The sequence below is a fragment of the Janthinobacterium aestuarii genome (assembly GCF_046113285.1).
Lineage (GTDB): Bacteria > Pseudomonadota > Gammaproteobacteria > Burkholderiales > Burkholderiaceae_D > Janthinobacterium.
In genome coordinates this window covers 1,635,372-1,657,079 of the sequence record NZ_CP142524.1, presented here as the reverse complement: position 1 = coordinate 1,657,079, position 21,708 = coordinate 1,635,372, and the positions used below count along the sequence as shown (strand labels likewise).

Below are 21,708 nucleotides of genomic sequence, written 5' to 3'. Positions count from 1 at the left end.
CATGCTCCACGCTGCCATCCCATCGCAAAAAAGCACGGATTGCGCATAAATAAGCCTTGCTTTTCGGGCCACATTCAACAATAATGCAAATACGAATCATTCTCAACTGAGATAAAGAAAGCCCAACATGCAAAGCTCAAAACCAGCCTTGATCCAGGATGCCGCTACCGCCCACGTCCGTCCTCCCGTCAGCATGGCCCAGCCGGCGCGCCGCATCACCAGCGAAGCGCTGCTGCAGCAGGGCCGCGAAGTGGAGATTGAGCACAGCGGCAAGATCTATCGCCTGCGCGTCACCCAATTGAACAAGCTGATCCTGACTGCCTGAAGCAGCACGGCAGCCAGTCACCACGCTCGCCAGCCAGTCGCGCCCCGTGCGCGCAGCCAGCCAAACCACCGCACAGGAGTGTTTGATGGCGAACGACCGACCTTCCCCGATGTTTCCTTCCCCGCAAGGCCAGCAGCCTGAATTGCTGCTGTCGGCCGTGCTGCACCTGATGTCGCACTACCATGCGGACAGTCCCTGCGAGAAACTGGCCGCAGTCATCGAACGCCATCTGCAAGCGCTGGCCGGCTCGCCCGGCCTCGGCCCCGTGCTGCAAGCGACTTGCCAGCAACTGTCGCAGCAATGGGCCACCCTGGTGGCGCTGCACCGGCCCGCGCCGCCGAAGACCACCTTGCTCGAGCGCCTGGCACGCATGCTGAGCGCCAGACGTCCTGCCTCGCCGCTGCCGCACTAATTTCTATTTCTCTTCCACCGCTGCCCCACCGCCCAACAGGATATCGCCATGTGTGACAAAGACCAGTCCCTGCCCGTCATCAGCAATTGCGCCCACGCCGGCACGGAAACGGCCGCGCTCGCTTCGCGCCGCCGCCGGCTGTGGGAACTGTCGCATACCTGCCATTGTCCGCTGGTCGGCGTGGGCTTGCCATTGGGCTACCTGCGCAAGCTGGTGGGCAAGATGACGGGCGGGCGCGTGCTGGCCGACGACTACGAAGTGCACGTGGGCGCCGTGACGGAATGCGGCGCGCGCAACCGCCTGTCCGAAGCGCTGCAAAAGGAACTCGAACGCCGCTACGCTCCCGTGATCCTGCGCTTTCGCGGCGCCAAGACCACGGAACAGGTAGCGCAACTGTGGCGCACGGCCGTCGCCAACGGCGACGTGTCGGGCGCCTTCTGGGCCGGCCTGACGCACCCGCGCTGCGACGCCGAGCTGGAAGAGCAGATGTGCCGCGACTTGCACATGATCCAGCACCAGGCCGGCGCCTGCGTGCGCGCCGACATGGGCAAATTTACGGCCTTGCAGGAAGAAAATGCGCGCCTGACGCAGGAACTGGCCAAGCTGCAGCAGCGCAGCCAGGCCGCACTGACGGAAAAAACGGGCGAACTGGAACGCCAGGAAGCCGTGCTGCTGCGCACGCGGGCCGAGTCCATCGGCAAGGATAGCGTGATCGACGGCTTGCGCGCGGAACTGGCGCAATTGCAGGCGGCCGTCCCGGCACTGGAATCGCGCACGCGCCTGGTCGAACGCCTGGCGCAAATGGATGAGCGCGAAAAGGAATTGCGCCAGCAAATCGCGGAATTGAAACAGGCCCAGCCGCGTCCAGCCGCCGCCGTGCCGCCACCGGCGCCCAAGCTGGAAGTGCCGACCGGCGGCAAGCTGAAAATGCCGATCCGCCTCGTCGATCAAAGCGTCTTGTGCGTGGGCGGACGCAGCGGCAATGTCGCCACCTACCGCGCCCTGATCGAACGGGTCGGCGCGCAGTTCGCCCACCACGACGGCGGCCTGGAAGACAATGCCAACCTGCTCGACTCAAGCCTGGCGGCCGCCGACCTGGTGATTTGCCAGACGGGCTGCATCAGCCACAGCGCCTACTGGCGCGTGAAGGATTATTGCAAGCGCACGGGCAAGCGCTGCGTCTTCATCGACAACCCCAGCATCTCCAGCCTGGCGCGCGGCTTGCAGGAAGTGAGCGGCGACATGGACACGGCGCCGCTGGCTGCGGTCCAGTCATAAGCAGTCCCTGCTGCATTAATACACGTCGCGCCGGTAGCGCCCTTCGGCCGCCAGCGCGTCGAGCGCGGGCCGGCCCAGTATCTCCTGCAGGGCCTGGTCGACGCCGCCCGCCATGCCGGCCAGGCTGCCGCAGATGTAGATGGCCGCGCCCTGCTCCAGCCACAGCTTGACTTCATCGGCATTGCCGCGCAGGCGGTCCTGCACGTAGGTGCGCTCCGTCTGGTCGCGCGAAAACGCCAGGTCCAGGCGCGGCAGGTCGCCGCTGGCATGCCAGCCTTCAATCTCTTCGCGATAATGAAAATCGTGGGCCAGGTTGCGCTCGCCAAAGATCAGCCAGTTGCGCCGCTGCCCTGCCAGCACGCGGCTCTTCAGGTGGCCGCGCAGACCGGCGATGCCGCTGCCGTTGCCGATCAAAATCAATGGCCGCTGGGCATTGTCTTCCAGCCGGAAGCGTTTGTGCTGGCGCAGGCGCAGCTGCACCACGTCGCCCACCTTGGCCTGCGCCGTGAGCCAGCCCGAGGCCAGGCCCAGGCTGCCATCGGGATGCGCATGCTGGCGCACCAGCAAGTGCACGCCGCCATCGCGCGGAATCGAAGCGATCGAGTATTCGCGCGGCTGCGAGGGGTCGGCGGGTGCCGTCACCTGCACCAGGTCGCCCGATTGCCAGTCAGGCAAGCTGCCGGCCACGGGCGCCAGTTCCACGTGATAGATGGCGCCGCCGGCGCTGCCCGGATTGAGCAGCTGCCTGCGCGTCAGGCGCCAGTCGCCGAAGGCGGGGGCGCTCCAGTCGGGCGCGTCGCTGGTACCGGCCAGGTGACTCAGATGCTGGAACCATTGCTCGATGCTGTCGCTGGCGCTGCGGTCAACTTCGATGCGCTCGAACAGGCGCGAGGCGCCCTGCGCCGCCAGCCAGGCATCGAGCGCGCGGCCGAAACCGCAAAACTGGCCATAGCTGCGGTCGCCCAGGGCCAGCACGGCGTAATGCAATTGCGGCAGCGCCAGCCCGCCCGTCATCAGGCGGCCCATGAAGGCAGCCGCATTGTCGGGCGCATCGCCTTCGCCATAGGTGCTGACTAAAAACAGAGTCCGTTCGGCTTGTTGCAGATCAACGGCCGTGACTTCGGCCAGCGTGCACAGGCGCACGGGGATGCCGGCCAGTTGCAGGCTCTGCGCCGTTTGCGTGGCCAGTTCCTCGGCATTGCCCGTCTGGCTTGCATACGTCACCAGCCAGGCGGGACTGTTTGCCAGCGCCGCCTTGGCGGCGGCGGACGCGCGGCGCCTGGCGCGCGCGCGCAGCCAAGGCGCCAGGCACACGCCCGCGTAGCTGAGGGACAGGGCGGCCAGCAAGGCCAGCCGCGTCGTATCGTGCGTAAAAATCATGGGAAATAAATCTTCATTCGTCGAGCATGGCCAGCATGTGGCTGCTCAGCGTTTCGTGAAAGCCAGGGCCGTCGCGCTGCAGGAAGCGTGCGGCCAGGCCCTGCTCTTCGGCCAGCGCCATGCCGGCCTCGACACCGAGCACGGTCAGGGCCGTCGACCAGGCGTCGGCCGCCATGCATTGTTCATGCACGACGGTAACGGAAGCGAGTTGATTGGCGATCGGCATGCCGCTGCGCGGATCGATGGTGTGTGAGAAACGCGCCGTGCCGTCCTCGAAGAAACGCCGGTAGTCGCCCGACGTGGCTACGGACAAGCCGTGCAGCGCCAGCAGCATTTCCGGCGGATGTAGATCCGCGTCGCCGCCGTCGACCTGTTCCAGCATCACCCACCACGGCTGGCCGTCGGGCTTGCTGCCGGCGCCGCGCAGCTCGCCGCCCACTTCGACCAGGTAATGGCCGATGCCCTGGCTGTCCAGGTAGCGCGCCAGGCGGTCCACGCCATACCCCTTGGCGATGGCCGATAAATCGAGCTGCAAGCCGCCCGGCTGACGCGCGCGGCGGGCCGGCAAGTCCAGTTCCAGGCGGCGGCGCTGGCGCTGCGACAGCAGCAAGGCCACCGTCTCTTTGTTCGGCGGCAGAAAACCGGGTTCGTCGTAGCGATGGCGGGGGCCGAAGCCCCACAGGTTGACGAGGGCGCCCGCGCACGGATCATACGCGCCGCCGGACGCCTGCGACACGTGCATGGCAAAGCCCAGCACCTCGCAAAAGGCGGCGGGCAGGCTGTGCCAGCTGCCGGGTTCAGCCCGGTTGAAGCGGCCCAGGTCGGACTCATCGCTCCAGTGGCTCATTTGCGCCACGACCAGGTCCAGCTGCTGCTGCAAGCCCTGCTGCAGGTCGGCGCTGCCGGCGCGTCCCGGCATGGCGGACTCGAGCAGGCGCACCGACCAGCTGGTGCCCATGGTCAAGCCACGCAAGTCCCGGATCGCGGCGCCGGGCGGCGCGGCCTGATCGGAAATATGCTGCGGCAGCAGGACCCGGCGCATCGGCGAGCTCGTGACGATGCCGCCGCTTACTGCGGCAGCACTTCCACGGTGGCCGCGTACGTCATGCGGCGCTCCGGCATGGCTGGCGGCTGGCCGGCCACGGCAGGTGCGGCCGCAGGCCAGGTGCTGCTCAGGTAATACATGCCGGCGGCCGGCACGGTGAACGTGATCTCGCCCTTGGCATCGGTGCTCTGGCGGATTTCACCGAGCACGCCACGGTAGCGCACGCCGCCCGGCACCAGGCTGAAGGCCTGGTTCGCGGCCGGCTTGCCGTCGATCAGGAAGCGCCACGTGGCTTTTTCGCCCGCGCGCAAGTCGTTCGGATGGGTCACCGGCACGAATTCCAGGCCCACGCCCGTCGGCTTGAATACTTCCGTGCTGGTTTCGCCATTGCTGAAGAAAGTTTCCAGGCGCGCTGCCGTGCGCGTGATTTTCAGCTCTTGCGCATCGGCCGGCACGTCTTTCTTGAACGTCTCTTCGTTGCCGCGGAAGCGTTTCTGCTCGCCGTTGAGCTTGTAGCTGGCCATCACATTCTGCGACACAATGGCAGCTTTATAGGTGCCCGGCTTTTCCATCTTCACATCGAACACGCTGCGCAAGCGGCCCGTGAGCGTATTCGCCGGCGCCACTTTCGCGCCATCGGGACCGATGACTTGCAGCGCATCCAGGCGCAGCGGCTGGTGGTCGATCTCGAACAGGCCGTCGGAGACGGCAGCGTCCACCGTCACCCAGGCGTCCTTGCTTTCCACCATCGTGCTCGATGGCACCATCCAGCCCCGGTGGGCGTGGGCATTCAAGGCCAGGCCGGCCAGCGCCAGGGCGATCAGCGGTTTATTCAGTTGCTTCAACATGGTAGAGGCGCCTTAAGGTTTGAGTTGGACGACGACATTGCCGAGTTCTTCCTTGCCTTTGCCAGGAACGGACTGGGCCGATTTCAGCGGCCACTGGAACGGCACGCGCACCAGTTCGCGTCCGCCCGCTTCGCGCGCCGCTTCCACCACCACCTGGTATTCGCCGGCCGGCAGCTTGTCGAGCAAGGCCTTGGCGCCAGGGAAAGTCAGGGTATGTTCGCCCGGCGCGCGCGTGGCGCCGCTGACGCCGTCCACGGGCATGGCCAGGTCGCGGCCGCTCTTGCGCCACCATTGACGCATGTCTTTCAGCCATTTTTCGCCCGCCTTGTCCTTCTTTTTCACGTCATACAGCACAGCCAGATTGCCAACGACCTTTTGATCGGCCGTTTCCAGCCACGCCGCCACATAGGGGCGGTGGTATTCCGCCACGTTCAGTTGCGGAATTTCAATCTTCAGGGACAAGTCGGCAGCCATCGCCGACGTACCGATCAGGGGAAGGCCAAGCGCCAGGGAGTAGCGTAATTTCATGGTGTGCCTGTAAAAAGGAAAAATAAAAACATCAGTGGATAAACAGCAAGGCGATCGCGCAAGGTATCAGGATACCGAGGCCCACCATCGGCCAGGTAAATGGCCGGTTGGCCGCGTGGAACTTCAAAATCAATAGCCCCGTCAGGCAAAACACGATGCAGGCGCCGGCAAAGATGTCGATGAACCAGCTCCAGGCGACGCCCGTGTTGCGGCCCTTGTGCACGTCGTTGAGCCAGGACACCCAGCCCCGGTCCGTCAATTCATATTCGGCGGCCCCGTCTTCCAGGCCGATGCGCACCCAGGCGTCGCCGCCCGCCCTGGGCAACGGCAAATACACTTCGTCGATCGACCATTCGGCGGTACGCCCGCCCGCATTGAGCGACCACTGCTGCTTGAGCCAGGTTTCGGCGGCGGCCGGCATCGGCGCATTGGCGCCGTCATGCCCGGTGGCAAAGGCGGCCAGTTCCGTGACGAGGGGCGCCGGCAACTGCGCCTTCTGGCGCGTGATCGACGGTTTCGACTCGATCTGACCGGCGTGGTTCAGGGTGATGCCGGTGATGGCGAACAAAAACATGCCCAGCAAACAAAGTGCCGAGCTGATCCAGTGCCATTGATGCAAGTTCTTCAGCCAGACGGCGCGGCTGGCGTTGTTCCTGGCCTTGTCGGCGGCGCCCGCACTATGCATGCTCCGCTCCCGGCAAGGGGCGGGCCAGCTGGCGCGACAAGTCAGTGTGCTTCATTCCCATCCTTCAATCAGAGTGCATGCCGATATTTCAAACAAATGATAATGATTATCATTTATTAAGTCAAGACATGGGGCGCCCCGCCGGGCCGGCGTTTTGTAACAGCTTTGAAACAAAGCACCGCTGCTACGTAAGCTGCCGTACAGAGCCGCATGCAGCAAGCGCCTATGCTTGTTGTTCAGGACAACCAACAAGGGAGCACCCATGCAATCGTATTCCAGCGAACAACTGGCCAGCATCGCGGCCAGGATCAAGGACGTCAAATTCGGCATGCTGACCACCAGCGACGACATGCGCACCCTCACCAGCCGGCCGCTGACGCAGCAGCAGGTCGATAACGAGGGGCAGATCTGGTTCTTTGTCTCGGACGAGGCCAGCTATACGCGCGACTTGCTGAACAATCCGCAAGTCAATGTCAGCTTCGTCGACACGGGCGACAGCCTGTATGTATCCGTCTGCGGCCACGCGCAGCTGCTGAAAGACCGCGCCAAGGCGGAGGAATTGTGGAATCCGCTCGTAAAAGCCTGGTTCCCGGGCGGGCTCGACGATCCGAAACTGTCGCTGATCAAGGTGACGATCCAGTCGGCCGAGTATTGGGATAGCAGCGCCAGCAAGATGATGCAATTCTATGAAATGGCCAAGGCCGCCATCACGGGCGAGCCGCCGAAAGACATGGGCGAACACGGCCGGGTCGATCTGTAGCAGATTCACCCTATTTTACCCGAATAATATTGACTTTCTATTTAACCCGGGTAAAATTGCCTGCATTCCCCATGGAGGCAAGACATGCATACCCCCGCACCACCTCAGCTCACCGCCTTCGCCGGCAAGCGAAAAGTCGCCGCCGGCCCTTTACATGCGCTTGCGCAAACACTGAAGGAACTGGTGACGCGCGATCCCGATGCGCAGATCCTGATTTTCGACGACGCCAGCGGCAGCCAGGTTGACCTGAACCTGCATGGCAGCCTGGCCGACGTGCTGCAGCGCCTGCCTCGCGCGGCAACGCCGGCGCCGCAGGACGACGCTCCCGCCCCCACACGCACGGCAGGCCGCCCGAAGCTGGGCGTCGTGGCGCGCGAAATCACTTTGCTGCCCCGTCACTGGGAATGGCTGGCAACGCAGTCGGGCGGCGCCTCCGTCGCCTTGCGCAAACTGGTGGAACACGCGCAGCGCGGCAACAAGCTGCACGATGAGCAGCGCCAGGCACGCGAAGCGGCCTATAAAGTCATGAATGCGCTGGCCGGCGATGCGCCAGGCTTCGAGGAAGCGAGCCGCGCCCTGTTCGCCGGCAAGCAAGCAGCGTTTCTCGCATGCGTACAGGAATGGCCAGCGGACGTGCGCGAACACGTCTTGCAGCTGGCCCGGCGCGGGTGGCTTGAGAGTGAAGAAAGTTAGGCGGCCAGATCAGACGCCCGTACTGCCCGTGGTGTCGGGCGCATCGTCGGCGCTCTGACGGCTCTGCCCGGCGGAGCCGGACTGGTGATGGGGCAGGCGGTCGGCGCGCCGCACCTCGCCGATGGAAAACAGATCGTCGCCGATATCGAGCCCTTGCTCGCTATCGACCAGCACAAAGTTCTCGGCAGAATCGGCCGTACTTTGCTTGTTGCCTGCCATGGACGGCGTGCCGCCCTGGCTATTGCCGGCTTGCGGCGTGGTGGAGTTGCCCATCATCTTCTCCCTGATCGTGAATGCGATTTGACTGCGTTGACTGCGCATAGGCCGTGGCCGGCGCAGCTATTTCATCATAGTCCATGCCTGCTGCGTTGCATCAAAATTTTGCGGCAGCCAAATAAGCGTGGCCCTGACCTGCGGCGTGCCTGCTTCCCGCTGGCCAGGACCACTTGCAACTTGCTACTCAGCTGGCGCTACTTGTTGCGCGACCCGGAGCTGGAACCGGACCCGGAACCGCCGCTTTGCTTGTTGCCACTGTCACGGTTGCCCTCCTGGTTCATGCTGGCGTTATCGCGCGAACCGCTGGAGCTGGAGGCGCTTTGCCGGTTGGCATCGTTCTTGTGGCTTTGGCTGCCTGCGCGGCGGGCCTCTTCCGACGTGAATTCATGGGCCGTGCCTTTTTCATGCGCGGCACGTCCGCCTTCGCTGGCGATTTCGCGCTGCTGGGCGGGGTCCATGGAAGCGAAACCCCGCTTGCTGGTATCGCTTTGCTTGCTGCCGCCGCTGCCGCCGCTGCTACTGCTACTGCTACTGGTTTTACTACCTTGCTGTTTATTGTCGCTCGATGTGGCCATGATGATCTCCTTGATCGATGGAATCGGAAACAGTGCAAACCATGCAATTCTTCCCCCTCGCATGGCAAGGGAACCGTCATCTTAGTGCGCGCATGGGGCACAAGAAATAGGAGGATGGCAAGAGCGCATGTAGGATGAGTCCCGCCTACGGTGGCACAGTTACTTTCAGTTTTCCACCAAAAGTATCTGACACTCAGCAGTTGGCGGGCAGCGGAAAAATCGCCGCGTCGGCCGTCACGTACACGCGCTCGCCAGTGCCTGGCAGCACCGCATGGCCGCCCGTGAAGGCGCCAAACGAGGGCAGGATGGCGCGCTGTTGGCCCAGCAGGAAACACGGCAGGCGCAAGCCGCCGCCGTGCGCTCCGCTCCCTTTGGCGCGCAAGTGAAACACGGGATGCACATGGCCCGCCAGCACGTAGCCGGGCGCGACGGTGTCAGGATGATGGCAGAACGACAGCTTGCCCACCTGGTGCGGCTCGTCCACCATGCGGATGCCCAGCGCGGCGGCCGGATCGCCCGCATGCGCGTCGTGGTTGCCGCGCACCACCGTCAGGCGCACATCGCGATGACGCATGCGCCAGGCCAGCATGGCCGCCACGGTGGCGGCCGCATGGGCGGCGCGCGCGTGCAAAAAATCGCCGAGGAAGACGATTTCTTCGCAGGCGTAACTGGCCAGCAAGGCGTCGAGCGCCAGCAGGTTTTGCGTGGTGGTGCCGCGCGGCACGGGCACGCCCAGCGCGCGAAACGCAGCGGCCTTGCCGAAATGGATGTCGGCAACGATCAATATCCTGCGCGCCGGCCAGTACACGGCCTTGTCCGGCAGCAGCCAGACCAGCTCGCCGGCCAGCTCCACCGCGCAGTGCGCCCGCTCCGGTCCCTTCATGCGGCTGCCTTTTCCAGCGCCAGCACCAGCCGCGCCACCCGGTCCGACAGTTTTTCCGTCGTCAGCTGTTCGCGGAAGCGCTCGACCATCAGGCCGAAGGCAAATGGCGAGGCGCGCTCCAGCGCTTGCAGACTGAGGCTGCGTCCATGCAGTTCGCGCAAGGTGGCGCGCAGGCGCGTCAGTTCCAGTTCCTGCTCCAGCACTTCGCGCTGCGCCTGCGTGAGCAGCAAATTGGCCGCGTCGTGCTTGCGGAACACTTCAAAGAACAGCGAAGACGACGCCTGCAGCTGGCGCGCGCTTTTCGGCTGACCCGGATAGCCCTGGAACACGAGGCCGGCGATGCGGGCGATTTCACGGAAACGCCGCTGCGACAATTCCGTCGCGTTCAGGCTGGCCAGCACGTCTTCGAGCAAGTTGTCCGTGCTGAACAGGGGAAGATCGGCACTGCTGGCGGCCGTCAGCAGCGGCGCAAAATCGATATCGTCCGCGCCCAGCAATTCAAAGCCGTAATCGTTGACGGCGATCGACAAGGTGGCCGGCTGCACGCGCGCGATGCGATAGGCCAGCAGGGATGCCAGGCCCAGGTGCACGGAGCGGCCCGCGAACGGATACACGAACAGGTGATGGCCTTCGCGGCTGGACAAGGTTTCCAGCAGCAGGCTGGCGCGCGTGGGCAGGCTGGACCATTTCTGCTGGATGGCCAGCAAGGGCGCCAGCGCGCGCATTTCCGGCCCGCTGGCTTTCCCTTCCTGCGCCAGCTGCAGCTGGTCCAGCACGGCATGCGCCAGCTCCGACGACAGCGGCATCTTGCCGCCCTGCCAGCGCGGCACGGCACCGCGGCTGCCCGTGGCGCGCCGCACGTAGGCCGTCATCTCATGCACGCGCACGAATTCCAGGATACGCCCGCCAAACAGAAAATGGTCGCCCTGCTTCAGGCGCGCGATGAACGATTCCTCGATGCTGCCGATGCGCGCCCCGCCGAGGAATTTGACCTGGATCGCCGCTTCCGAGACGATGGTGCCGATGCTCATGCGGTGGCGCCGCGCCAGCGCCACGTCCGGCACGCGGTAGATGCCTGCATCGTCGGGCAGCACTCTGCGGTATTCCGGGTACACGGTCAGGCTTTGCCCGCCGCGCGCGACGAAGTCGAGCGCCCATTGCCACTCGTCCGGCGTCAGGTGGCGATACGACCAGGCCGCGCGCACTTCCGCGTACAGCGCCGGCGAGTCGAAACCGCCGCCCAGCGCGATCGTCACCAGGTGCTGCACCAGCACGTCGAGCGGCTTGTCCGGCACGGGCCGCGCTTCCAGGTGGCCCTGCGCCAGGGCAGCGCGGGCGGCGGCCGCTTCCAGCAATTCCAGGCTGTTGGTCGGCACCAGGGTGACGCGCGAAATGCGCCCCGGCGCATGGCCGCTGCGCCCCGCCCGCTGCACCAGGCGCGCGATGCCCTTCGCGCTGCCCACCTGCAGCACCCGTTCGACGGGCAGGAAATCGACACCCAGGTCCAGGCTGGACGTGCACACGACGGCTTTCAGCTCGCCCGTCTTCAGGTGCTGCTCGACCCACTCTCGCACTTCGCGGTCCAGCGAACCGTGGTGCAGGGCGATCAGGCCGGCCCAGTCGGGGCGCGCATCGAGCAGGTGCTGGTACCACAGCTCGGCCTGCGAACGCGTGTTGGTGAACACCAGGGTGGTGGCGCTGCCCTCGATCTCGGCGATCAGCGGCTGCAGCATCTGGATGCCCAGGTGGCCGCCCCAGGGAAAGCGCGTGGGATTGACGGGAATCAGACTGTCGACAAGGATGCGCTTTTTGACTTTACCTTCGACCAGCACGCCATCGCTTTGTTCTCCCAGCAAGACGTCCTGCGCCTGGCGCAGATTGCCCAGGGTGGCCGACAAGCCCCACGTCATCAAGGTTGCATTCCAGCGGCGCAGCCGGGCCAGCGCCAGCTGCACCTGCACGCCGCGCTTGCTGCCCATCAATTCATGCCACTCGTCGACGATCACCGTTTCCAGCAGGCTGAAGCGTTCCTGCGCGTCCGCTTGGCTCAGCATCAGGGACAGGCTTTCCGGCGTCGTGACGAGCACCTCGGGCCACGCTTTCGCCTGCCGCGCCCGCTGCGCGGCGCTCGTATCGCCCGTGCGCGCCTCGATGCGCCAGCCGGGCGCCAGCGTTTCGCCGGACGCCTGCAGCGCGCGCACGGTGTCGGCCGCCAGCGCCCGCATGGGCGTGATCCACAGCACGCGCATGCCCTGCTTCCTGCCCTTGCGTTGTAGCCGCTCGGCGCGCAGCAGGGCGCCGAACCACACGGCATACGTCTTGCCGGACCCCGTACTCGCATGCAGCAAGCCCGATTGTCCCTGCGCGCCAGCGCGCCAGACGGCGCGCTGGAAGGGAAAGATCGTCCAGCCGCGCCCCTTGAACCACGCATCGATGCGCTGCGCCAGCGTGCTCATCGCCTGCTCATGCGGCGCCCGCCAGCATGGCCTTCAGGGTGGCCAGGGTGTCGGCGTCGGCGACTGTCTTGTCTTCGCGGCGGCGCAGGATGCGGGGAAAGCGCACGGCGATGCCCGCCTTGTGGCGGCTGGACGCGGCGATGCCCTCGAAGCCGATCTCGAACACCATCGTCGGCTGCACGCTGCGCACGGGGCCGAATTTTTCTATCGTCGTCTTGCGGATGGCCGCGTCGACCTGCCCGATCTCGGCATCCGTCAAGCCCGAATACGCCTTGGCGAACGGTACCAACTTGCGCTCCCCCTGCCCGCCCTCCTCCACGTCATCCCACACGGCAAACGTATAGTCCGTGTACAGCGACGCGCGGCGGCCATGGCCCGCCTGGGCGTAGATCAGCACGGCATCGATGGCATACGGATCGATCTTCCATTTCCACCACGTGCCCACGTCTTTCGTGCGGCCCACGCCATACGCGGCCGACACGGCCTTGAGCATCAGGCCTTCCACGCCGCGCGCGCGCGATTCCTCGCGAATGATGGCCAATGCCTCCCAGCTAGCCGCGTCAACACGCGGCGACAGGCGCAACGCAGGAGAGTGCACGCCGGCCACCACGCTTTCCAGCAGCGCGCGCCGTTCCAGCTGGGGCAGCTGGCGCACGTCCACGCCATCGAGTTCCAGCACATCGTAAGCCACCAGCACGGCGGGCAGCTCGGCCAGCAGCTTGGGCGAGACCGTCTTGCGGCCCATCCGTTGCTGCAAATCGGCAAATGGCGCCGGCACGTCGCCCGGCTGCCAGATAAGGATTTCGCCATCGAGCACGGTACCCTCGGGCAAGGCCAGCTGCGCCAGTTCGGGAAAGCGCTCCGTGATCAATTCCTCGCCGCGCGACCACAGCCAGTTCATGCCCTCCCGGCGCAGCAGCTGGGCGCGCATGCCGTCGTATTTCCACTCGGCCAGCCAGCCGGAGAGCTCACCCAAGGTTTCCGGCGCCGTCTGCAAGGGATGCGCGAGGAAAAACGGATACGGCTGGCCGCCGCGCAGCGCATGTTCGCCCTCCGACTGCGCGGCGATCAGTTTCAAAAATCCCGCGCCTGTGGGGTTGACCTTGCCATCGGTCCAGCCCATCAGGCGCTGGGCGATCAGCTTGCTGTCGACGGCGGCGATGGACGCCAGCGCGCGCGTCACCAGCAGTTTTGAGACGCCCACGCGAAAGCCGCCGCCGATCAGCTTGATCAGCAGGAAGCGTTCGCGCGTTTCCAGCTCGTCCCAGTACCCCAGCAGGGCGGCGCGGATGGCGTCCGGCGCCGCGCCGCGCAACGGTGCGATGCGCTGCTCGACCCACTCGGCCAGGCCGACGTCGCTGCGTTTGGCGGGCGCGGGCAGGATCAGGGCGATGGTTTCGGCCAGGTCGCCCACGGCGTGATAGGCCTCGTCGAACAGCCAGGCATCGAGGCCCGCCCGTTCGGTCGCGTATTCGCGCAGCAATCTGGTGGGCACGGCCTGACGCGGCTTGCCGCCGGCCAGGAAATACACGGCCCAGGCCGCGTTCTCGGGCGAGGCGCCGCGAAAATAGACTTGCAGCGCCGCCAGCTTGCGGCTGGTGGAGGTCGTCTCGTCGAGTTCCGCGTACAGCCGGGCAAAGTCACGCATGGCTGACGTCCTCCGCCGCCGTGGCCGCACCGGGCGCACCGTCATCGGCCTCGTCATCGCCGTATTCCGTCTCGAAGCCGCCCGCCTGCCAGCCGTTCTGCTGCAGCCAGCGCACCATGACGGGAATCGAGCCATGCGTGACGATGATGCGTTCGGCCTGCGTGGCCGTGATCGCTTGCATCAGGCCGGGCCAGTCGGCATGGTCGGACAGCACGAAACCCCGGTCCACGCCGCGCCGCCGGCGCGCGCCGCGCAGCAGCATCCAGCCGCTGGCAAACGCATCGCTGTAGTCGCCGAAGCGCTTCATCCACGGCGAGCCGGCGGCCGATGGGGGCGCGATCACCAGCGCCGTTTTCAATGCAGCCTTGTCCGCCACCTCGCCCACCATCACGGTGGCGGGCAAGGCCACGCCCGACTCGCGGTAGACCTGCGTCAGGGCTTGCGCCGCGCCATGGCAGATGATGGGGCCGATGCTGGCATCGAGGCCCGCCAGGATGCGCTGCGCCTTGCCGAAGGCATAGCAGAACAGCACGCTGGTGCGCCCTTCGGCCGCATTCCTGCGCCACCACTGGTTGATGTCGTCGTAGATTTCCTGCGGCGCCTGCCAGCGGTAAATGGGCAGGCCGAAGGTCGATTCGGTGATAAAAGTGTCGCAGCGCACGGGTTCGAACGGCAGGCAGGTGGGGTCGGGCTGCAGCTTGTAGTCGCCGGACGCCACCCACACTTCGCCGCCATATTCCATGCGCACCTGTGCCGAACCGAGCACGTGGCCGGCCGGATGCAGCGACACCTGCACGCCGTGGTGTTCGATGGTCTCGCCATACGCGAGTGCCTGGATGGACACGGGGCCCAGGCGCGCGCGCAGCACTTGCTCGCCTGGCGCGGCGCACAGGTAATGCCGGTGTCCGACCCGCGCATGGTCGGCGTGCGCATGCGTGATGATGGCGCGCTCGACGGGGCGCCACGGGTCGATGTAGAACTGACCCGGCACACAGTACAAGCCTTCCTTGCGCACCACTACCATGTCTGCCATGCCCTGCTCCCTGCGTTATCACGCGTTGGAATGGGCTGATTCTAGCGCTCTTGCGCCAGATCATCTGTCAGACAGCGCACACTCGGTTCACGCCGGTGCGACAAACTCGGCCATGAAGGTGCGCGTGGTGTTTTCCGGAAAGGCAATCGTGACCTGGTCGCCCGCCACCGACAGCACGGTGCCGATCTGGTAGCGGGGCACGCGCACGCGGCTGCCGACGGCAATCTGCGGCGCTGGTGGCGGCGATGGCGCTTGGGACGGGACCGGGGGCAACTCGTCGAGGGAAATGGGCGCGGCCAGCGCGGGCGGCGACAGGCAATTGTCACAGGTGCAGCAGCGCTGGAAATCGCCGGCATCGCCAAAGTAATCGAGCAGCAGTTTCCAGCGGCACAAGCCGCTTTGCGCATAGGCCACCATCTGCTCGAGCGCCTGTTTGTCGCGCTCCTGCTTGTCGACGTAGATCTGCGCCAGCTGCGCATACGAGGGCGAGCTGGCCGAAGGCGCTTTCAGGCTGTAGCCCAGCTTGCGGTCCTGGCGCAGCAGCTTGCCGTCTTTCAACAGTTTCAGGCATACCTTCAGGTGGCCGTCGGAAAAATCGGGCAGGCTGGACGCCAGCGCAGCGAAAGCAAACGTGGCCGGCAATTCTTGCGCTGCCGCCACGATGGCGGCCAGTTCCTCGGCCGTGGGATAGTGCTTCGCCAGAAAAAATTGCTGGACCCGCTTGTCTTCCTGGAAGTACAGCAAGGTGCAGTCGGCGGGCAAGCCGTCGCGCCCTGCGCGGCCCGATTCCTGATAATACGCTTCCAGGTTGGCCGGCACCTGCAAGTGGGTGACGAAGCGCGTGTCGGGCTTGTCGATGCCCATGCCAAACGCGTTGGTGGCCACCATGATGCGGCGCTCGCCATTCATGAACAAGTCCTGGTGGAGCTTGCGCTCGCGCGCCGCCAGCTTGCCGTGGTAGCAGGTGACGCTCTCGCCCAACGCTTCCAGCCGCGCCGCCAGGTCTTCGACGGCCTTGACGGTGGCCGCGTACACGATGCCCACGCCCGGCGTTTCGCGCAGCAGGCGCAGGACTTCGTCCCGTTTTTCTTCCGCATTCGTGACCTGGATCACGCGGTAGCGCAAATTGGCGCGGTAGATGCCAGTATTGATGACGTTCAGCTTGCGCGCTTCGAGTTGCGTATCGATATCGTCCATTACTTCCCCGGTGGCCGTGGCCGTCAACGCCAGCACGGGCGGGCGGCCCAGCGCGCGCAGGGCGGCCGCGATGTCCAGGTAGGCGGGACGGAAGTCGTGGCCCCACTGGGAAATGCAATGGGCTTCATCGATGACGACCAGGCTGGGCGGCGTGCCGGCCAGCAGCGACAGGAAGGCGGTATTGGTGAGGCGTTCCGGCGTACAAAAGATGATGAGTCTGCCGCCCTGGGCGATGCGGGCGATGGCGTCGTCTTCCTCGGCGCGCGACAGGCTGCTGTTGAGCTGCACGGCCGTGATGCCCAGTTCGTGCAGCTTTTCCAGCTGGTCCTTCATCAGAGAAATCAGCGGGGACACCACCACGGTGGCGCCCGGCAACAGGGCGGCGGGCAGCTGGTAGCACAGCGACTTGCCGCTGCCCGTGGGCATGATGGCCAGGGTGTCGCGTCCGGCCAGCACGCTGTCGATGACGTCCTGCTGGCCCGCGCGCAGCCGCGCCACGCCGAATACGGAGCGCAGCAGACGCTGGATCTTGCGCTGGCGGGCGCTGCCCGCTTCGTTCACTGCAGAAATGGTAGTCGCCATCGTGGTCCGGTTCCTCACATGCCGGCGCCAGTCGCCAGCTTGCCGCCACTTTACGGCCGGGTCTGGCGTACGACCATAGGACGGCTGCTACAGCCAGCGTAGGAATTCAGGAAGCGAACAGGATGGCCCAGAACAGCATCAGCAGCCCGGCAATCGACACGCACCACACGAGGGTGCGCACGACGGGCACGCCGAACGCGTACAGGGGCAGATACAGTACGCGCGCGGCCAGATACAGGGCGGCGCCGTACAGGGTCAGCGCGCTTTCCTGCGCCGTCACGTGGGCGATCAGCACGGCGGCGGCAAACAGGGGCAGGGTTTCGAACAGGTTCGCCTGGGCACGCTGCAAACGGCCCGTGATCTTGCCCACGGGCGGTCCGTCGCCGTCGCGCGCGCTCACGTTATAGGCCGTGCCCGTTTCGCGCGTGCGGAACAGCGCGGGCAGCAGGATTTGCACCAGCGCCAGCACCAGGGTACCGGCCAGCATCGTCAGTTCAGGGGTCATGCCTTACCTCTAGGTGTGAGACGGGCGGGCCGAAGCGGCGCATGCCCGTCAAGGTTGGTCGAGTGCCGCTTGCAACTCCATCAAATCATAGGGCTTGCGCAAGACACTGGCGGAAAAACCCAGCTCATCCATCGATTCCTTGCCATAGCCCGTGGAAAAGATGATGCGCATGGCCGGTTTATCGCGCAGCACCATGCGCGCCAGCGCGATGCCGGACATGCCGGGCAGGCTGACATCCGTAAACAGGATATCGAAGTCTTGCTCGTTGAGCAATTTCCACGCCGCCTCGCCATCGGACACGCCGCTGACCGTATGGCCCAGCATGCCCACCAGTTCGCACACCATCAGCTGCGAATCGAGGTTGTCTTCCACCACAAGTATTTTCATCGATGTCGGCATGTCCCCCTGCGGTTCCGGAGCATGGCCCGTCAAGTCCAGTCCCGGCGTGTCACTTCCCAGCACGCTGGCCGCCGCGCTGCCGGTCGGCAGGATGCCGGCCACCGGCGCGCCGGACCGTTCAAACTGGCGCGCACGCATTTGCTGCTGGCGGTTGGCCAGTACATGGCGCAGCTTGCGCGCCAGCTCTTCGCGCCGGTACGGCTTGCTGAGCAATTCCACTCCCGCGTCGAGACGCCCCTCATGCACGATGACATCCTGCGCGTAGCCCGACGTAAACAAGACGGCGATATCGGGCTGCAACTCGCGCGCCTGGCGCGCCATCTCCGTGCTGCTGACGGGACCGGGCATGATGACGTCCGTAAACAGCAAGTCGATCTGCGCGCCGCTATGCAGCACGGCCAGCGCGCTTTCGCCATCCTCGGCCTTGAGCACCGTATAGCCCAGCGCCCCCAGCATGTCGACCACGGTGGTGCGCACGCCCACGTCGTCTTCCACTACCAGCACGGTTTCCGTGCCGCCCGTGACGACGCCGCTCAATTCCAGTTCCTCGTCCGCTTCGGCCATCAGGGAACGGGGCAAGTAGATTTTGACTCCCGTGCCCACGCCAGGTTCACTGTAAATGCGGATATGGCCGCGGCTTTGCGTGACGAAGCCATACGCCATCGACAGGCCCAGGCCCGTGCCCGCGCCTTCCGGCTTGGTGGTGAAGAACGGCTCGAACGCGCGCTGCAGCACGGCGCCGCTCATGCCGCGGCCCGTGTCCGTCACCGACAGCATCACGTACTGGCCCGCCGGCACGTCGACCAGATTGTGCACATACTGTTCGTCGAGCACGACGTTGCCCAGTTCGATCGTCAGCTTGCCCACGCCATCCATGGCGTCGCGCGCATTGATGGCCAGGTTGAGGATGACGTTCTCGATCTGACTGCGGTCGACCAGGGTATTCCACAGCCCGCCGCCGCCCACCAGCACGATGTCGATCGCTTCGCCCAGCGCGCGCCGCAGCAGCGCATCCATGTTGCGCACCACGCGTGCCAGGTCGGCCACCACGGGTTTCAACGGTTGACGCCGCGCAAAGGCCAGCAGGTGCGACGACAATTTGGCGCCCCGCTCGACGGCGGCAATCGCCGTGTCCAGGCGCTGGCGCATGAGGCCATCCGTGCCCGCCAGATGCTGCAGCAAGTGCAAATTGCCGGAAATAATTTGCAGCACATTATTGAAATCGTGCGCGATGCCGCCCGTCAACTGGCCCACGGCTTCCATCTTTTGCGCCTGGCGCAACGCGTCTTCGGCCTTGGTGCGCTCACCGACTTCCTGTTCGACCCGGTGCTCGAGCGTTTCGTTCAATTCATGCAGCGCTTTTTCCACGCGGCGCCGGTCCGTGATGTCCGTCTTGACGGCGATCAGGGAACGCGTATGACCCTGCTCATCGACGAGGCGGCTGACATTGCTCGACACCCACACTTGCGTGCCGTCGGGCTTCAGGTAGCGCTTTTCCAGCGAAAACGACTCGCCCGTTTCCACCAGACGCTGGAACAGCACGTTGTTGCCGGGCACGTCCGCCGGATGCATGATGTCGTTCATGTTCAGGCTCAGCAGTTCCTCGGCGGAACGCCCCAGCATGCAGCACAGGGCACCGTTGACCCTCTGGAAACTGCCATCGAGGCCCAGCTCGGACAAGCCCACCGAGGCCTGGCCGAAAATGGCCGCCATACGCTCCTGGCTGGCGTTGAGTTCGTCCTCGATCTGGCGCCGCTCCGTCACGTCGAACGACACGCCCACGTAGCGGCGCTGGCCCGGCATGCGGCCGGCCACCACCTCGCCCTGACGCGCGATCCAGCGCAGCGCGCCATCGGCGGGGCGGCGGATGCGGTACTCGACGTATTCGAGGGGATTGGGCGCGACGTCAAGCTTGCTCGGTCCGACCTTTTGCTGGTCGCGCGCATCAACCAGGCTCACCAGCAGGCGTTCCGTCACTTCCACCTCGTCGGCAATGCCCCACAGGCGGCGGAACGTGGGCGACACCACCATCGCGCCCGTCTCGGGGAACCATTCGAAGGTGCCGATGCCGCCCGCCTGCTGGGCCAGGCGCAGCCGCTCCTCGCCTTCCATCCGTTCGGTCACGTCGATGCCTTCGACGAGGATGCCCGTCACCACGCCCTCTTCATCCTTGATGGGCTGGTACACGAAATCGATCTGGCGCTGGCCCGTCTGCCCGTCCGCCGCCTGCAAGTCCACCTTCACCTGGCGCCCCTCGTAAGGTTCTCCCGTGCGGTAGACCTGGTCGAGCAGCTCGATGAAACCTTGCTCCTTGACTTCAGGCAAGGCCGCTTCGACTGTCTTGCCCAGCACATCGCGGTGCCCGACCAGACGCAGATAATGCTCGTTCGCCAATTCGAACACGTGCTGCGGCCCGCGCAGCAGGGCCATGAAACTCGGCGCCTGCTGGAACAGGGCGCGCAGCAGCGCCCGCTCCTCGCCCAGGCGGCGGTTGGCCGCGCGCACGGCCTCGCTCTCGGCCTGCAAGGTGGTGTTGAGTTGACCCAGCTCGGCCGTGGCCAGCTTCAGCTTGCGCCCCTCCTCCATGCGCGCCGTCAATTCCAGCGCCGTGCACAGCACGCCGTCCACCTGGCCGCCGGCGCCATGCACGGGCGTGTAGAACAGGTCGAAACAGACGTCCGTACGCTGTCCGCCGCGCAACAGCGGCAAACAGCATTCGCGGTGCACCTGCGTCTCGCCGCGCAGTCCCGCTTCGAGGATGCGCGCGTTCCAGTCCCAGATTTCCGGCCAGATGCCCGGCACCGTGCCGCCCAGCGCCGCCGGATGGCGCTCGCCGGCGATCTGGATGTAGTCGTCGTTGTAAATCATGACGTGCTGCGGGCCCCACATCAGCACCATCGCCATCGGCGAATTGAGCACGATGTCGACGCTGGTGCGCAGATGGGCGGGCCAGCCATCGACGGCGCCCAGGCTGGTGGCGGACCAGTCGCGCTGGCGCACCAGTTCCCCCATGCTGCCGCCGCCGCGCGGCCAGGCTGGCGCGCTCATGTCGCCCGTCCCGCTTGCACGCACACCTGGCACTGGCGCGGAATGCGCACGGTCGCCAGCGTGCCCTGCGCGGCCGTCGAACTGAGCTCGAGCGTGCCGCCATGGGCCTTGACGAACATGTTTGCCGTGTACAGGCCCAGTCCCAGGCCCTGCCCCGTCCGGCGCTTCTCGCCCGCCTGCTGGAACGGTTCGAACAGGGTCGGCAGCAAGGTGGCGGGAATGACGCCACGATTGGCGATGCGCAATTCAATACTGCCGGCGTCCCGTCCGTCGAGGGCCAGTTGCACGGGCGCGCCCGGCTCGCCATGCGTGATGGCATTGTTTAACAGATTCGAGATGACTTGCGACAGCAGGCCCGCGTCGCATTGCCCGTGCAGCTCGCCCACGCTGCTGACCTCGACCTGCGGCGCCTGACCGGCCGTCTCGCATTCCTCGACGATGGCGCGCGCCAGCGCCAGGTAGTCGTGCATGCTGCCGCGCAACTCCATCGTGCCGGAACGGATGCGCGCCAGGTCCAGCAACTGGTCGACCATGCGCGCCATGCGCTTGGCGCTGCTTTCGATGCGCTGCGCCGTGACGATCACCTTCGGGTGGTCGCTCATCATCGGCAACAGCATGGCGCCGTTCATCACCACCGACAAGGGCGTGCGCAAGTCGTGACCCAGCACGGCCGTGAACAGTTCATTCAGGTGCAGCGCGTGCTTGAGTTCATCGAGCTGGGCCGACAATTCGCGTTTCTGCTGGTAGAGCTGGACCAGCACCGCCACCTTGCTTTGCAAGGCTTTCACGTCGATGGGCTTGTAGAGAAAGTCGACGGCGCCCGCCTCGTAGCCACGGAAACTGTAGCTCGGCTCGCGCGACGCGGCCGTGAGGAAAATCAGGGGAATGCTGCGCGTGCGTTCGCTGCCGCGTATCAGCTCGGCCAGCTCGAAACCATCCATCTGCGGCATTTGCACGTCGATCAGGGCCAGCGCCACTTCATGCGTCAACAGCAGTTCCAGCGCTTGCGCGCCCGAGCTGGCCTTCAGGATGACAATGCCGGGCCGCGCCAGCACGGCTTCGGCGGCAACCAGGTTTTGCGCGATGTCGTCAACGACGAGGATATGAATAGGAGCGGTCACGGAATCATCTTCAGGCATCGCAACGGCAAGA

Annotated in this window: 20 protein-coding genes; 5 read left to right on the top strand and 15 right to left on the bottom strand. The window is 65.5% G+C overall.

Going from position 1 to position 21,708, the window contains the following annotated elements; all coding sequences use genetic code 11:
• The first annotated feature begins 127 nt into the window (after positions 1-127).
• From hemP to OX462_RS07395, 3 genes are all read left to right on the top strand, one after another.
• On the top strand, positions 128-325 hold the full coding sequence (hemP, locus tag OX462_RS07405; protein WP_034750559.1) for a hemin uptake protein HemP: 198 nt from the start codon (positions 128-130) through the stop codon (positions 323-325).
• Positions 326-410: 85 nt separating this feature from the next.
• The gene (locus tag OX462_RS07400) at positions 411-737 is read left to right on the top strand and encodes a hypothetical protein (protein WP_070312866.1); all 327 of its coding nucleotides are present in this window, start codon (positions 411-413) and stop codon (positions 735-737) included.
• Positions 738-785: 48 nt separating this feature from the next.
• Positions 786-2,015 (top strand): DUF2325 domain-containing protein, encoded by a 1,230-nt coding sequence (locus OX462_RS07395; protein WP_409028105.1) that lies wholly within the window; start codon positions 786-788, stop codon positions 2,013-2,015.
• Between the two features lie 15 nt (positions 2,016-2,030).
• Here OX462_RS07395 and OX462_RS07390 read toward each other — a convergent pair whose 3' ends face one another.
• Genes OX462_RS07390 through OX462_RS07370 form a run of 5 tightly spaced genes read right to left on the bottom strand, consistent with a single transcriptional unit; the run spans position 2,031 to position 6,501 of the window.
• Positions 2,031-3,395 (bottom strand): sulfite reductase subunit alpha, encoded by a 1,365-nt coding sequence (locus OX462_RS07390; RefSeq protein WP_409028104.1) that lies wholly within the window; start codon positions 3,393-3,395, stop codon positions 2,031-2,033.
• 13 nt (positions 3,396-3,408) lie between these two features.
• Positions 3,409-4,437, bottom strand: coding sequence for an FAD:protein FMN transferase (locus tag OX462_RS07385; protein ID WP_409028103.1), 1,029 nt, complete (start codon positions 4,435-4,437; stop codon positions 3,409-3,411).
• A gap of 26 nt (positions 4,438-4,463) precedes the next feature.
• Entirely contained in the window at positions 4,464-5,288 is an 825-nt protein-coding gene (locus OX462_RS07380; RefSeq protein ID WP_409028102.1) for a DUF4198 domain-containing protein, read from the bottom strand.
• Between the two features lie 12 nt (positions 5,289-5,300).
• Positions 5,301-5,816 carry a DUF2271 domain-containing protein gene (locus OX462_RS07375; protein WP_290603349.1) on the bottom strand — a complete coding sequence of 172 codons (516 nt, stop codon included), beginning with the start codon at positions 5,814-5,816 and terminating at the stop codon, positions 5,301-5,303.
• Between the two features lie 31 nt (positions 5,817-5,847).
• Positions 5,848-6,501: a PepSY-associated TM helix domain-containing protein gene (locus OX462_RS07370; RefSeq protein WP_409028101.1), complete on the bottom strand. Its 654-nt coding sequence runs from the start codon at positions 6,499-6,501 to the stop codon at positions 5,848-5,850.
• A gap of 262 nt (positions 6,502-6,763) precedes the next feature.
• On the opposite strand from OX462_RS07370, the gene OX462_RS07365 reads away from it, so the two are divergent.
• Together OX462_RS07365 and OX462_RS07360 are read left to right on the top strand one after the other, a co-directional pair.
• Positions 6,764-7,261, top strand: coding sequence for a pyridoxamine 5'-phosphate oxidase family protein (locus OX462_RS07365; RefSeq protein ID WP_409028100.1), 498 nt, complete (start codon positions 6,764-6,766; stop codon positions 7,259-7,261).
• Between the two features lie 84 nt (positions 7,262-7,345).
• Positions 7,346-7,954: a DUF2239 family protein gene (locus OX462_RS07360; RefSeq protein WP_409028099.1), complete on the top strand. Its 609-nt coding sequence runs from the start codon at positions 7,346-7,348 to the stop codon at positions 7,952-7,954.
• Positions 7,955-7,963: 9 nt separating this feature from the next.
• Here the strand turns inward: OX462_RS07360 and OX462_RS07355 are convergent, their stop codons facing one another.
• From OX462_RS07355 to OX462_RS07310, 10 genes are all read right to left on the bottom strand, one after another.
• Complete coding sequence (locus OX462_RS07355; protein WP_409028098.1) at positions 7,964-8,230, bottom strand: hypothetical protein; 267 nt, start codon at positions 8,228-8,230, stop codon at positions 7,964-7,966.
• A gap of 194 nt (positions 8,231-8,424) precedes the next feature.
• Positions 8,425-8,805, bottom strand: a complete 381-nt coding sequence (locus OX462_RS07350) for a KGG domain-containing protein (RefSeq protein WP_121670184.1) — start codon at positions 8,803-8,805, stop codon at positions 8,425-8,427.
• A 193-nt stretch (positions 8,806-8,998) separates the two neighbouring features.
• Entirely contained in the window at positions 8,999-9,688 is a 690-nt protein-coding gene (gene pdeM / locus OX462_RS07345) for a ligase-associated DNA damage response endonuclease PdeM (RefSeq protein WP_409028097.1), read from the bottom strand.
• The gene (locus tag OX462_RS07340; RefSeq protein ID WP_409028096.1) at positions 9,685-12,144 is read right to left on the bottom strand and encodes a ligase-associated DNA damage response DEXH box helicase; all 2,460 of its coding nucleotides are present in this window, start codon (positions 12,142-12,144) and stop codon (positions 9,685-9,687) included. Before OX462_RS07340 ends, pdeM begins: the two co-directional genes overlap by 4 nt.
• Before the next feature lie 7 nt (positions 12,145-12,151).
• Positions 12,152-13,792: an ATP-dependent DNA ligase gene (locus OX462_RS07335; RefSeq protein WP_409028095.1), complete on the bottom strand. Its 1,641-nt coding sequence runs from the start codon at positions 13,790-13,792 to the stop codon at positions 12,152-12,154.
• Positions 13,785-14,825 carry a ligase-associated DNA damage response exonuclease gene (locus tag OX462_RS07330; protein WP_409028094.1) on the bottom strand — a complete coding sequence of 347 codons (1,041 nt, stop codon included), beginning with the start codon at positions 14,823-14,825 and terminating at the stop codon, positions 13,785-13,787. The genes OX462_RS07335 and OX462_RS07330 overlap by 8 nt, the downstream gene beginning before the upstream one ends.
• A gap of 87 nt (positions 14,826-14,912) precedes the next feature.
• Positions 14,913-16,604, bottom strand: a complete 1,692-nt coding sequence (locus OX462_RS07325; RefSeq protein ID WP_409028093.1) for a RecQ family ATP-dependent DNA helicase — start codon at positions 16,602-16,604, stop codon at positions 14,913-14,915.
• A gap of 106 nt (positions 16,605-16,710) precedes the next feature.
• Positions 16,711-17,109 carry an MAPEG family protein gene (locus OX462_RS07320; RefSeq protein WP_099410027.1) on the bottom strand — a complete coding sequence of 133 codons (399 nt, stop codon included), beginning with the start codon at positions 17,107-17,109 and terminating at the stop codon, positions 16,711-16,713.
• A gap of 48 nt (positions 17,110-17,157) precedes the next feature.
• The gene (locus OX462_RS07315) at positions 17,158-20,556 is read right to left on the bottom strand and encodes a hybrid sensor histidine kinase/response regulator (protein ID WP_409028092.1); all 3,399 of its coding nucleotides are present in this window, start codon (positions 20,554-20,556) and stop codon (positions 17,158-17,160) included.
• The gene (locus OX462_RS07310; protein ID WP_409028091.1) at positions 20,553-21,677 is read right to left on the bottom strand and encodes a hybrid sensor histidine kinase/response regulator; all 1,125 of its coding nucleotides are present in this window, start codon (positions 21,675-21,677) and stop codon (positions 20,553-20,555) included. Before OX462_RS07310 ends, OX462_RS07315 begins: the two co-directional genes overlap by 4 nt.
• Between the last annotated feature and the right edge of the window lie 31 nt (positions 21,678-21,708).